Origin of the sequence: [Haemophilus] ducreyi (assembly GCF_900109315.1) — a bacterium.
GTDB classification, from domain to species: domain Bacteria; phylum Pseudomonadota; class Gammaproteobacteria; order Enterobacterales; family Pasteurellaceae; genus Haemophilus_B; species Haemophilus_B ducreyi.
In genome coordinates this window covers 75,955-89,064 of record NZ_FOJC01000007.1, presented here as the reverse complement: position 1 = coordinate 89,064, position 13,110 = coordinate 75,955, and the positions used below count along the sequence as shown (strand labels likewise).

The window sequence follows — 13,110 nt, the reverse complement described above, 5'->3', positions numbered from 1 at the left end:
TTTTCATTCAATCATATACCACTAAACACTGACATTACACAAGCTCAAAGCCACTGCTCAATCTCCTTAGGCAACAGCTTTGGTGCTGGCACAAATAACTGCTTATGCCGTTGTAACTCACCTTTTTCCAACACAATGCTACTTTTGGGCACCTTAAATAACTTACTCAAATATTTAAGCAAATACGCATTAGCCGCCCCATCAACAGGCGGTGCAGTGATTGCAACCTTAAATTCATTATCATGCAACCCCACAATTTGATCGCGACTCGCTTTGGGCTGTAAAAAAATCCGCAGGCGAATACCGTACGGATTTTCAACAAACTCGACCGCTTTCATCAGGCAACCGCCCAAAAAGCACCGAATACACTATAAAATAGATTATTCAGCAATAACAAACCAAAGCCTAACAGCATCACCGAAAAATCTAACATCCCCGTACGAGGTAAAATTTTACGAATAATGCCTAATACCGGCTCCGTAATCTGAGCAATAACCTCATCTAAAGGATGATCACCGCGCGTAACCCAACTCATTAAAGCGCGAATAAGCGTAGTGAAAAAAAGAATCTGCCCAAACATCTTAATAATGCCTAACAACCCGACTAATACTGCCATAGTCAAAGGCAAACCTAATACCCCTTTCTCCACCGCTAACAACGCTAATGCAATTAACAATGCGGCAAAATTAATATTTTTAACGGTTGGAATAAACTTACTCACCGGATTAACCATAGGCGCGGTTAAACGTAATAATGATTGTGATAATGGCAAATAAGCACTAACTTGACAGAATTGCATCCAAGTGCGCAGCACTAGCACAAAACTCAAAAAACCAACCACAATCGAAATAATTGGTGCTAAAAATTGCATCTTACCTTCCTTTCAAACAACACAGACTCAAGCAATATGCCCTAAATAAACACGGAAGCAATGCATACAAGCGGTTTTTTTAGCAAAAATTCAAGCTCAACCTAAATACTTATACCCATCACTTCCGTGCATCAACCATTAAACTTCGGTTGGATAATCCCACCAAATATCGAATAGCTCACTGATCTCCACTTGGCTTAACCCATTACTTTCTGACCACTGTTTAACGATTTGCTGGTGTGAAGCCTCACACTTGCCTAATTTCTCTAAACAAACCAAACCTTCCCAATGTAAATAACCGCTACCCTCATAAGCAAGCCCATTTGGTTTAATTACCTCATTGATAAAACGATCAATGGTCGCATCAATTTGATCGATACCCGTATTCTCTGCAAATTGGAATTTCACCAAAAAACCTAACTCTTGGAATTCTGCCAAATGCATTTTTTTACGCTGACGCGCATTACGTTGAATAGCCATTTTTATTTCCTCTCAAATAAGTAAAGAATGAATAATGAAAAAGTAATCAAAAAATAGACCGCTTACTTACATACACAGCACTATTTTTTAACAAAATATAAATCCCAAACAGCGTGCCCTAAACGTTGGCCACGCGACTCAAATTTAGTCAATGGACGAAACGCCGGACGATCAATAAAATCACCCGTCGGCGACGTATTGACTAACGCAGGCGAAAATTGCCGTAATACCGCCAACATATGCTCTGCATAATTCTGCCAATCTGTTGCAAAATGAATAAAGCCGCCGGCAGTTAACTTGGTTAGCAACCGCATAACAAACTCAGTTTGCACAATCCGCCGTTTATGATGTTTTGATTTTTGCCACGGATCTGGAAAATACAACTGTAACCCCGCCAAGCTCCCATCGGCAACCGCATCGCGTAAAATTTCAGTCGCATCATGGCAAATTACCCGTAAATTATCCACTTGCTTTTCGACCGCATAAGCAATACAAGCGCCCACGCCCGGCGTATGGACTTCAATACCAACATAATTCCGATCTGGATTTTGCGCCGCCATCTCAACCAACGAACGCCCCATCCCAAAACCAATCTCTAAAACCACAGGATTAGCATTGCCAAAAATCTCAACAAAATCAAACGGACTCTTCTGATAATCTAAACCAAACTTTGCCCAATGATCATTCATCATATCGCGCTGAAAATCGCTTAAACGACCGGTACGCAACACAAAACTACGAACCTTACGCAAATAACGACCATCTTCAGTAAATTCAGCTTGCTCAACAGTCTTACGTTTTTGATCAGCAAAAGTGTATTTTTCTGACATACCACTACCTTAGAATCTGACTAATCCCGAACCCCAAGTCCAACCGCCGCCGAAAGCTTCCAACAGCAACAACTGCCCACGCTGAATCCGCCCATCTCGCACCGCTTCATCTAATGCCACAGGCACGGTTGCCGCACTATTATTACCATATTTCTCAACCGTTAATACCACCTGCGACATCTCCATTTCCAACTTCTTAGCTGTTGCCGCAATAATCCGAATATTTGCTTGATGAGGCACCAACCAATCCAAATCCGCCTTCTGCAAATTATTAGCTTGTAATGTCTCTTCTACCACATTTGCAAGCCGACTGACTGCCAGTTTAAACGTCGCATTACCTTGCATCTGAATAAAGCCAGATTGCGCATTTCCGCGTTCTTGAATCGGCAACGCCAACATATTTTCCGTATCGGCTGAAGAATGCAAATGAGTAGATAAAATACCCGCTTGTTCACTCGCTTGCAAAATCACCGCCCCTGCACCATCGCCAAATAACACCACAGTACCGCGATCTGCTTCGTCTAACACACGAGAATTGACATCTGCGCCAACCACCAACGCCGTCTTCACCTTACCGGCACGAATAAATTGATCTGCCACACTCAACGCATAAATAAACCCCGTACACGCCGCTGCCACATCAAATGCAATCGCATCTTCAATGGCCAACATGCCCTGAATTTGACACGCCGCGCTTGGATAAGCATGTGAATGAGTAGTAGTTGCTACCACAATCAACTCAATCTCATTCACATCAACGGCTGCCATTTCACACGCCTTATGAGCGGCGGCGGCGCCCATTGTGGCGACCGTCTCATCAGCGGCCGCAATACGGCGCTCTTTCATACCTGAACGAGTAAAAATCCACTCATCTGTTGTATCGACCATCTTTTCTAAATCAGCATTGGATCTTACTTGTTTTGGCAAGTAACTCCCCGTCGCAAGAATCTTACTGTAACTGTACATATACTTACTCTCTATAAATTCTGATGTAACTTTTGTAAACCGGCGGAAATTTTAACAGGTATTCGATTTTGGATCTGCTCAATTGCATGATTTATCGCATAAAAATACGCATTTACGCCCGCACTGCCATGGCTTTTCACCACCACAGAAGACAAACCAAGCAAAGTCGCGCCATTATGCCGTTCTGGATTAACCCGCTGCAATGCACGATAAACACGATGGTGCAACAAACGCCCCCACCAACTAGACAACCAATCCACAAAAAACGACCGCTTAGGCTGCTTAAATAGCGCCAAAAAATGACTTGCCACACCTTCTACCGCCTTCAACGCGATATTGCCACAAAAGCCATCACACACAATCACATCAGCTAAATGATTCATCAACTTATCACTTTCAATAAAGCCAATATAATGTAAATCTGCACGATTTTTCAATACATGATGCGCTTGCTGAATAGCATAGCGACCTTTTACTTCTTCCGTACCAATATTCAACAACGCCAAACGAGGCTTCGCTAACGACAAAATAGACTGTGCGAAAATATTGCCCATCTCAGCAAATTGCAACAACAATTTACTGTCAGCCTCCACATTAGCGCCCAAATCTAATATCACACTTGCTTGGCCATTTAAGGCAGGAATTAAACTCGCCAACGCAGGGCGATCAATACCGACTAACGGCTCGACAAACCATTTTGCCAAGCCCATTAACACGCCCGTATTACCGCCACTGACACAAGCCTGCGCTTCACCAGCGGCGACCGCCTCAATCGCCAAACGCATTGAACTGCCTTTACTTTGGCGTAATGCCTGACGCACTGACACATGCGGATCAACAATCCGCGAAGTATGCACAAAACGAATACGTTGTTGCTGTTCAGCAGGAAGGGAATGCAATAAAGGAATAGCGTGATATTGATCGCCAAATAGAACAAAAGATAGCATCGGCTGTTGTGCCAATGCTAGAGATAATGCCGGGATAGTAACACGGGGACCAAAGTCCCCGCCCATCACATCTAACGCAAGGGTTAGACGATTCAACTGACACCTCGAATATCGAGATTATTTGTTGATTACTTTACGACCACGGTAATAACCGTCAGCAGTAACATGGTGACGCAAATGCGTTTCACCGGTTGTTTTATCCACAGATACGGCTGCCGTTGTTAACGCATCGTGTGAACGACGCATATCACGACGTGAACGAGATTTTTTATTTTGTTGAACAGCCATGGGCTATAACTCCTAGATCTAGTTTTTCTTTAAATTAGCTAATACCGCGAACGGGTTAGGTTTTTTCGCCAATTCTGCTGGCAATTCACCGAACACCTGCTCACTCACAAACACTTCACAGTGTGCTTCACTATGCATCGGAACCAACGGTAACGCGAGGATAAATTCATCTTCAATCATATCCAGCAAATTTACTTCACCAAATGCATTGACTTCGATAGGCTCATAAATTTCGGGCAAATCGCCCGCTTGATCCAAATTACGCACGGGACTGAACAAAAAAGAACAGTCAATAACTTGTGTAAACGAGTTACCGCACCGTTGACAGCACAACTCCACCCCAACCTGTGCTGAGCCTTTAAGCACAGAAAGGCGTTGTGGATCGACATATAACGACAGTGTAACTTGCGCATCGTTTAGCACATTACATACTGATTCACCCAAACGAACAAGTTGCTTACTTGAAAAGTAACCAACATAATCGACTCGACGCGGAGCATCTTTAAATGGGTCAATAGTAAGGGGTAGTTTTACCTTCTGCATAGGGAGAGCATATTACAGATAGAAAGCAAAGTAGTCAAAGAGAAAATCCGCTTTCGAGCAATTCAAGCGCGCATTTTTGTCAGTTTATTCAAATTTATGCATTCTTTAGGTATAATAGTTGACCGCTTACACAAGCTAGCAAACGCCACATTTATTCATATTCATACAACAGGATTATATTTTGGACAGCATTCCACTAAGCAGTCTTTTTATCACACTCATCATACTCCTCCTTCTTTCCGCCTTTTTTTCCAGCGCAGAAACCGGCCTTATGTCGCTTAATCGCTACAAAATGCGCCATTTAGCCGCACAAGGCCACAAAGGCGCAAAACTCGCGGAAAAATTACTCAACAAAACGGACGTACTACTCAACCTAATCTTAATCTGCAACAACCTGATTAACATCGCCGCCTCCGCCATCGCAACAATGATCGGCATACGGCTAGCGGGCGACACCGGCATCGCGATTGCCGCCGGCATCCTCACCTTAGTTATGCTAGTGTTTTCGGAAATCTTACCCAAAACCATAGCGGTCATTTACCCCGAAAAAATCAGCTTTTTAGCCAGCTACATCCTCACCCCACTAAAAAAACTGCTGATGCCATTAGTGTTCTTAATGAACCTCATCATCAAATACCTAATGAAATTAATGCGCATTCGCCAACACGAAAAAAGCGGTCTGAGCGCCGAAGAATTACGCAGCGTAGTGCTAGAAGCGGGCAAATTTATCCCGACTGCACACCAAGAAATGCTTATCTCCATTTTAGATATGGAAAAAGTGACGGTTGAAGATATTATGGTGCCACGCAACGACATTGGCGGCATTGATATTGAAGACGACTGGAAAGCAATTATCCGCCAGCTCAACCACGCCGCCCACGGGCGTGTTGTGCTTTATAAAGGCAATATGGATAAAAATATCCTCGGCATTTTACGCATACGCGAAGCATTCCGCCTATTACTCGACAAAAACGAACCGAGCAAAGAAACCCTCATCCGAGCGGTGGACGAAGCCTATTTCATCCCGGAAGGCACCCCACTCACCACCCAATTAATGCATTTCAAAGCCAACAAAGAACGCCTTGGCTTAGTGGTGGATGAATATGGCGACATCAAAGGGCTAGTAACCTTGGCAGATATCTTAGAAGAAATTGTCGGCGAATTTACCACCTCCACCGCCCCAAGCTTAGCCGAAGAAGTTAAACCGCAGTCTGATGGCTCAGTGATTATCGAAGGCTCCGCCAATTTACGCGATTTAAATAAACTGTTTGATTGGCATTTACCGCTTAATGAAGTGCGCACCTTTAACGGCTTAATTTTAGAATATTTAGAAAAAATCCCGACAGAAGGCACGCAATTTAAGCTAAACCAACTTAATATCACCGTGTTAGAAGTGGCGGATAATATGGTCAAAAAAGCCAAAGTTGAACTAATTGAACAGACTGATAACGCATAACCTAGATAATATATAACTTAGCAACGCATCGCCTAACAAACAGCAAAGCTAGGCAAGGCTAAACTAATCACTAAACGCCGAAAGGCTGATAAAAGCACATAAACAAGCGGGCTTAATGTGAATAAAAACACAAAGCCCGATTTATGTTATACGAGCTTTAGGCAGCAAATAGCATAACGCCAATAGATAAAAGAAAAAGACAGGCAAAATAAAGATAAATAAGATAACAAAGCTAAGCAGGATAGATAAAGAAGATAAGATAAATCAGATAGGATAATAATCACCGGCGCTTTAGCGGGAATAACGTGGGTAAAAGAAGAGGCTAAATGTGAGGAGAGACATTTAGCCTTTTTATTATAACCAGAACGATTAATTAATAACCGTAATGATTAGAATTCATAACCTACAGACGCGCCGTAAGACATGCCGCCATTGTAAGTGTTGAATGCCACGCCCGCTTTAGCCGTGAATGCATCCGTAATACGTGAACCCACACCGATTGCTAACGCACTCTTACCTCTATAACCGCCAACTGCAGCAGACACGCTGGTTTTACCCACGCCATTTGGTTGCACTAACATCGATAATGCAGATTGGTTCGCTAAGCCCGTTTCTAGGTTTTTAGAAAGCGCATCAATACGTTGCGTGTTTTTAAAGATGTCAGCAGAATTTTTTGTTACACCTCCGTTTAAGAAAGCAAAAGCTCCTTCTGTATATTTTAGCAATGAATTGAGATGATTACCTACATTCAAAATCTCAGCACGATTCAATAAACTAGCACTCATTAACCTACTTTGTAAGAGTTCCATATTAAGCCTATTCTTCGCTTGTACATGAGCCTGTCTGCCAATTACGCGACCAAGCAAATAACCCCGGATAACAGATCGTCTTAATAATGGACCACGAATATATCTTGGCATGGTCAGCTTACCACTGTATCCTAATCCGCGGGCAATTCCGTTCCCAAGCGGATTTTTTTCCTTATAAATGAATGGACTACCAATCATAGAGCCAAGCTCATGATCAACGTAACTATAGTATTTTCTCTTAAAATCTTCATCACCAAGGCCTATCCCATCTCTAATATTCTTGTCAAGTTCATCAACTCGCTTAATAAAAGCATCAACATCAAAACTAACATCACCAATTTTAATGCGGCCAAGATCAAAATTTTGCGGTTGCATCTGAGCAGATAAAGAGCCGTTTGATGCCACTAACCCTACCATCAATGCAGTTAATTTCATTTTCATTTTCATTTTCATTTTCATTTAATCCCCATATAAATACAACCTGGCAGAATTCTGCCACTCCTTATTATACTTTTTATACAAAAAATAAGTCAACTACTTTTAGCGTAATTAAAGTTGTTAAAGTACGTTTTTTACATTGACGGCAACATAACCGCCGAAATAACGTCATTAAGAGCAAGGCACTTACTGCCAGTTAGCGCAGTTTAGCCGTCTGCGCTCGGCACATTGGATGGTATTTATTTAACATTGTAAAGAAATCACATTGCTGTCTTAATTATTATATTTGCTGTAATTGTTTCAATCCTTTACACAAATGCGATATAGATCACAAAAATAGAAAATAGCGATTGTATTCTAGCCATAAATGGTTAGAATTTACTCCATTATTCACTCTATTTGAAATAAGGTGGATCCTATTCATTGACTTAAGGAGTAACTCCATGCAGATTGGGATAATAATTGCAACTCACGGGCTAGCTGCCAAGCAGTTGCTCAACACCTGTGAGATGTTGATTGGCGAGCAGCAAGACGTGGCAACGGTCGATTTTGTCGCGGGCGAAAACGCCGAAACGATTATGGCAAAATATCAAGCCATTTTGGCAGACCCATTAGCCGAATGTGATTCGTGGCTGTTTTTAGTCGATACTTGGGGCGGCAGCCCGTTTAATGCGGCTAATCGGTTAATCGGTGGCGAGGCGAAGGCGAATATCGTAACAGGTGTGAACGTGCCTATGTTGGTCGAAACCTTTATGGCACGTGATGACGGTTTAACGTTAGCTGAATTAGTCGAGGTTGCCTTAGAAGCGGGGTGTTTGGGTGTGCGAGCGTTAAATGAGCCAAGCACCACAACAGATACACAAGCAACAGAAGCGTCCCAAGCGAGCCATAATTCGGCGCCAACCTCTACACCAACAGTTGCACCAACCGTTACACCAGCAGGCGGGCATTTAACCATTGGCTTGGCGCGGATTGACGATCGGTTAATTCACGGCCAAGTAGCCACGCGTTGGACTAAAGAAAGTAAGGTGTCGCGGATTGTGGTGGTGAATGATGAAGTGGCAAAAGACAGTGTGCGTTCCACGATGTTAAAAAGTGTCGCGCCGCCGGGAGTAACCACGCATGTGGTCGATGTCGCAAAAATGATTCGGGTATATCACAATGCGGAATACGCCAGCGAACGGATGATGTTGCTATTTACGAATCCAACTGATGTGGTCACGTTAATGGAAGCAGGCGTGGCGTTTGATTCCATTAATATTGGCGGTATGGCGTATAAAGAAGGCAAAAAGATGATTACCAGTGCGGTGGCAGTGGGCGATGAAGATATTGCTGCATTTAAGACGCTACACGAAAAAGGGATTGAATTAGATGTGCGTAAGGTTTCAAACGATACCCGCCAATATATGATGGATTTATTGAAGAAAAATCAGTTGATTTAAGGAAATAATATGGAAATTTCAACTTTACAGGTTATTTTGGTCTTTTTGGTTGCTTGCGCTTGTGGTGCGGGCTCAATTTTAGATGAATTTCAAACGCATCGTCCGTTAATTGCGTGTACCTTGATCGGGTTGGTGTTAGGCGATTTAACCACCGGTATTATTGTTGGCGGTTCGTTAGAGTTATTAGCCTTAGGCTGGATGAACATTGGTGCGGCGTTAGCGCCAGATACGGCGTTGGCTTCGGTGATTGCCACTATTTTGGTGATTGTAGGCAAGCAAGATATTTCGACCGGTATTGCGGTAGCCATTCCGTTAGCCGCAGCAGGGCAGGTGTTAACTTATGTGGTGCGTACGATTACGGTCGGTTTTCAACACGCGGCGGATAAGTCAGTGCTTGATGGTAATTTAGCCCGCTTAGATTGGATTCATTTCACGGCGTTGTTGTTGCAAGCGATGCGAATTGCTATTCCTGCGTTAATCGTGGCGTTAACCGCCGGTACAGATGCGGTGCAAATGATGTTGCAAGCCATTCCGGATGTGGTGACAACCGGTCTAAAAATCGCCGGTGGCTTTATTGCAGCGGTCGGTTATGCGATGGTGATCAATATGATGCGTGCCGGCCATTTAATGCCGTTCTTTTATGCGGGCTTTGTGGTCGCCGCCTTTACTGATTTTAATTTGGTGGCATTAGGTGTGTTAGGCACGATCATGGCGGTGATTTATATTCAAATTCATCCAAAATACCATAAGAGCCAACAGGTAGTCACGCTGCCAACCGCTAATAATGAACTTGATAATAGATTAGATTAATGGAGAATGCGACGATGACAACAGAAATTAAAAAAGTAACCAAAAGCGATTTAAACGCGGTTGTGCTTCGCTCTAACTTTTTCCAAGGTTCGTGGAACTTCGAAAGAATGCAGGCGTTAGGTTTTATGTATTCCATTTCGCCGGTGATTAAACGTTTATATCCTGATCCAAACTCTCAAGCGCGTAAAGATGCAATTAAGCGACATTTAGAATTCTTTAATACTCAGCCGTTTGTCGCCGCGCCGGTGTTAGGCGTGACCATTGCGATGGAGGAAGAACGCGCTAACGGTAAGCCTATCGATGATGCTGCCATCAATGGTATTAAAGTAGGGCTGATGGGGCCTTTGGCTGGGGTGGGCGATCCAATTTATTGGGGAACCGCTCGTCCGGTATTTGCTGCTTTAGGCGCAGGCTTGGCGTTAAGCGGTAGTTTATTAGGGCCGTTGTTATTTTTCTTTTTATTTAATGCGGTGCGCTTAGCGACTCGTTATTATGGCGTGATCTATGGCTATAAAAAAGGCTTAGATGTGGTGAAAGATATGAGCGGCGGCTTATTGCAAAAGCTTACGGAAGGCGCGTCTATTCTGGGTCTGTTTATTATGGGGGCGTTAGTGCAGAAATGGACAAGCATTAATGTGCCGTTGGTTGTTTCAACCATTAAAAAGCAGGACGGTACTGTTGAAGTGACGACAGTACAAAGTATTTTAGATAGCTTAATGCCGGGCTTGTTGCCGTTGTTGCTGACTTTTGCTTGTATGTGGTTATTGCGTAACCGTGTCAATGCGCTATGGATTATTGTCGGCTTCTTTGCAATCGGTATTTTAGGCGCTTGGGCAGGTGTCCTTGCTTAGTGGGTGGCCTTTGCAAACACTATTTGCAAAAATAAGCTAAAAAAGACCGCTTGTGGCAAAATGTGAGCTACAAGCGGTTTTGTTATTAGGATTTTATGATAAATATGCAATACGCTGATGATGTAGAGAAAGTGGTGATATTCTTTGGAGGCTATAACAATGATCTTTCAACTTAAAGGTAAATTTCAGCACTACCCTTGGGGAGGGCGTTATTTTATTCCCCATTTCCTTAAATTAACGGAGGTGGTCGATCAACCTTATGCTGAATATTGGTTAGGCGCTCATCCTGCTGCTTCCGCTACGATTAAATTTGGTGAGCAGTGGCTATCGTTGGCTGATGTGATTAAGCAAGCGCCTGAATTATTGGGCGAAAGAAGTCGGCAACAATTTGGGGATAATTTGCCTTATTTGTTGAAGATTTTGGATATAAAACAACCGCTTTCTATTCAGCTTCATCCCAATAAAGCGCAAGCAGAATATGGCTTTAATCAGGAAAACCGTCAAGGTATTCCGTTAGAAGATGTTCGTCGTATTTATAAAGATCGTAATCATAAGCCTGAGATGATGATTGCATTATCTGACTTTTGGTTACTGCACGGTTTTAAATCTATTACGGCTATTCAAGCTTGTTTGGCTAAGTATCCGTCAACAAGTGCGTTGGCTAAGTCGTTAGTCGAAAAAAGTTTGGCGGTCGTTTATGCGGAAATTATGCACGCCGATCAAGCTCAATTAGCGAGCTGGATACGGCCGATCATTGAGCAGCGGCGGGAGGATTATTTAGCTGATAAGCTGAAGCTGTCTGATCCTGATTATTGGTTGTTGTATATGACTGACGATTTGGCGGCGGATGCGCCGTTAGATGCGGGGTTGATGTGTTTTTATTTGTTTAATATTGTGCATTTGAAAAAAGGTGAGGGTATTTATCAAGCCGCTAATTTGCCACACGCTTATTTACGTGGGCAGAGCATTGAATTAATGGCAAATTCAGACAATGTGATTCGGGGTGGTTTAACGACGAAATGGGTTGATATTCCGGCATTGTTGCAATGCGGTTGATTATCGCCCTGTTCGTCCGCAAATTATTACTGCTTATCGTGATGATAAAACTGTCGATCAGAATTTTTATCTATACCCTACACCACAAGCGAAAGACTTCGCTTTACAGCAGTTGACGATCCTTCAATTAGTGGAAAATCGTTTTGTTACGGATAGTGCGTCAATGTTGTTAGTGATGAAAGGCAGTTTATATATTGATTTAGGCAATACGTCATTTCATCTTAATCAAGGTGATGCGGTATTTATTAGCGCGGATTGTCATGTAGAGCTGATCGGTGAAAATGATGGCTATGCGATTATTGCAAGTTTGCCATAAGCTAGCCGTTTGTTGTTGGCTGGCAAGCGGTTGAGGAGTAAAGCGGTCGAATTACATGAACATTCGGCCGCTTTTTATTGGTAAATTTATGTGTTGTACGTTGATTATGCTTTGGCTTTTTCAGCCGCTTTTACGATCTCTGCAAATGCGGTCGCTTTTAAGGATGCGCCTCCCACTAATGCGCCGTCAATATCAGGTTGGCTAAATAGTTCTGCGGCATTGGTGTCGTTTACGGATCCTCCATATTGGATAATTAGTTGGTCTGCTACGGCTTGCGATTTTTCTGCGATATGTTGGCGGATAAAGGCATGCACGGCTTGTGCTTGGGCTGACGTTGCGGATTTTCCTGTACCAATAGCCCAAATGGGTTCATAAGCGATAACGGCTTGATTAAATGCTTCAACGCCTAAGCTGTTAATTATGGCGTCAATTTGGCGTGCACACACTTGTTGTGTTTGGCCGGCTTCATTCTCTGCTTCTGTTTCACCAATACATAATACGGGTGTTAATCCTGCTGTTTTTAATGCGGCGAATTTTTTTGCAATAAATTGATCGCTTTCTGCGTGGTAAGTCCGGCGTTCTGAATGGCCGATAATAATGTATTTCGCACCAAACTCTTGTAACATTGTAGTGGAAATATCGCCTGTAAAGGCTCCTTGGGTATTTATATCAACATTCTGTGCGCCTAGGCGGATGGTCGATTGCCCTGCTAAAGCTATTTCCGCTTCTGATAAATACATTACCGGTGGTGCAATTGCTACATCACAACCGGTTATTTCAGCTAATTCTGTTTTTAATTCGGCAATTAGTTGTTGTGTAAATGCTTTACTGCCGTTTAATTTCCAGTTACCCATTACAAGTGGACGACGTGCCATTTTAGTTCTCCATGCGTTAACATTAAATAAAATAATGGTTAAAGTTTAACAAACTTTGTCCATGTTTTTGAAGCTTTTATGCTAATAATTACGACTTATGTCAAAGCTAAGCTGAAATTAATTTTGTTGATG

The 13,110-nt window shown here is 42.8% G+C and carries 14 protein-coding genes and 1 pseudogene; 5 read left to right on the top strand and 10 right to left on the bottom strand.

What is annotated here, in order from left to right; all coding sequences use genetic code 11:
* Positions 1-44: 44 nt before the first annotated feature.
* The 8 genes from yggU to yceD form a co-directional block, all read right to left on the bottom strand.
* A complete protein-coding gene (yggU, locus tag BMX01_RS05905; protein ID WP_074647955.1) occupies positions 45-338 on the bottom strand; it encodes a DUF167 family protein YggU in 294 nt (97 codons plus the stop codon).
* Positions 338-871 (bottom strand): YggT family protein, encoded by a 534-nt coding sequence (locus BMX01_RS05900; RefSeq protein WP_064082152.1) that lies wholly within the window; start codon positions 869-871, stop codon positions 338-340. The genes yggU and BMX01_RS05900 overlap by 1 nt, the downstream gene beginning before the upstream one ends.
* Positions 872-1,009: 138 nt before the next feature.
* Positions 1,010-1,351, bottom strand: a complete 342-nt coding sequence (locus tag BMX01_RS05895) for a YggL family protein (protein ID WP_064082153.1) — start codon at positions 1,349-1,351, stop codon at positions 1,010-1,012.
* 80 nt (positions 1,352-1,431) lie between these two features.
* The gene (trmB, locus tag BMX01_RS05890) at positions 1,432-2,181 is read right to left on the bottom strand and encodes a tRNA (guanosine(46)-N7)-methyltransferase TrmB (RefSeq protein ID WP_064082154.1); all 750 of its coding nucleotides are present in this window, start codon (positions 2,179-2,181) and stop codon (positions 1,432-1,434) included.
* A 9-nt stretch (positions 2,182-2,190) separates the two neighbouring features.
* Complete coding sequence (locus BMX01_RS05885; RefSeq protein ID WP_064082155.1) at positions 2,191-3,147, bottom strand: beta-ketoacyl-ACP synthase III; 957 nt, start codon at positions 3,145-3,147, stop codon at positions 2,191-2,193.
* Between the two features lie 11 nt (positions 3,148-3,158).
* A complete protein-coding gene (gene plsX, locus BMX01_RS05880; RefSeq protein ID WP_064082156.1) occupies positions 3,159-4,190 on the bottom strand; it encodes a phosphate acyltransferase PlsX in 1,032 nt (343 codons plus the stop codon).
* A 21-nt stretch (positions 4,191-4,211) separates the two neighbouring features.
* Positions 4,212-4,382 (bottom strand): 50S ribosomal protein L32, encoded by a 171-nt coding sequence (gene rpmF / locus BMX01_RS05875; protein ID WP_005598552.1) that lies wholly within the window; start codon positions 4,380-4,382, stop codon positions 4,212-4,214.
* A gap of 18 nt (positions 4,383-4,400) precedes the next feature.
* Positions 4,401-4,925, bottom strand: coding sequence for a 23S rRNA accumulation protein YceD (gene yceD / locus BMX01_RS05870; protein WP_074647952.1), 525 nt, complete (start codon positions 4,923-4,925; stop codon positions 4,401-4,403).
* A gap of 181 nt (positions 4,926-5,106) precedes the next feature.
* On the opposite strand from yceD, the gene BMX01_RS05865 reads away from it, so the two are divergent.
* A complete protein-coding gene (locus BMX01_RS05865; protein ID WP_074647949.1) occupies positions 5,107-6,381 on the top strand; it encodes an HlyC/CorC family transporter in 1,275 nt (424 codons plus the stop codon).
* Positions 6,382-6,770: 389 nt separating this feature from the next.
* Here BMX01_RS05865 and BMX01_RS08005 read toward each other — a convergent pair whose 3' ends face one another.
* Complete coding sequence (locus BMX01_RS08005; protein ID WP_078179347.1) at positions 6,771-7,649, bottom strand: YadA C-terminal domain-containing protein; 879 nt, start codon at positions 7,647-7,649, stop codon at positions 6,771-6,773.
* 422 nt (positions 7,650-8,071) lie between these two features.
* Here BMX01_RS08005 and manX point away from each other — a divergent pair, with 422 nt between their 5' ends.
* From manX to manA, 4 genes and pseudogenes are all read left to right on the top strand, one after another.
* Positions 8,072-9,070 carry a PTS mannose transporter subunit IIAB gene (gene manX / locus BMX01_RS05855; RefSeq protein ID WP_074647946.1) on the top strand — a complete coding sequence of 333 codons (999 nt, stop codon included), beginning with the start codon at positions 8,072-8,074 and terminating at the stop codon, positions 9,068-9,070.
* Positions 9,071-9,079: 9 nt separating this feature from the next.
* Complete coding sequence (locus tag BMX01_RS05850) at positions 9,080-9,880, top strand: PTS mannose/fructose/sorbose transporter subunit IIC (protein ID WP_064082160.1); 801 nt, start codon at positions 9,080-9,082, stop codon at positions 9,878-9,880.
* Positions 9,881-9,894: 14 nt separating this feature from the next.
* Entirely contained in the window at positions 9,895-10,731 is an 837-nt protein-coding gene (locus BMX01_RS05845) for a PTS mannose transporter subunit IID (protein WP_064083014.1), read from the top strand.
* Positions 10,732-10,890: 159 nt separating this feature from the next.
* Positions 10,891-12,103: pseudogene (gene manA, locus BMX01_RS05840) on the top strand (mannose-6-phosphate isomerase, class I).
* Between the two features lie 104 nt (positions 12,104-12,207).
* Here the strand turns inward: manA and tpiA are convergent.
* Entirely contained in the window at positions 12,208-12,978 is a 771-nt protein-coding gene (tpiA, locus tag BMX01_RS05835; RefSeq protein ID WP_064082161.1) for a triose-phosphate isomerase, read from the bottom strand.
* Positions 12,979-13,110: the final 132 nt, after the last annotated feature.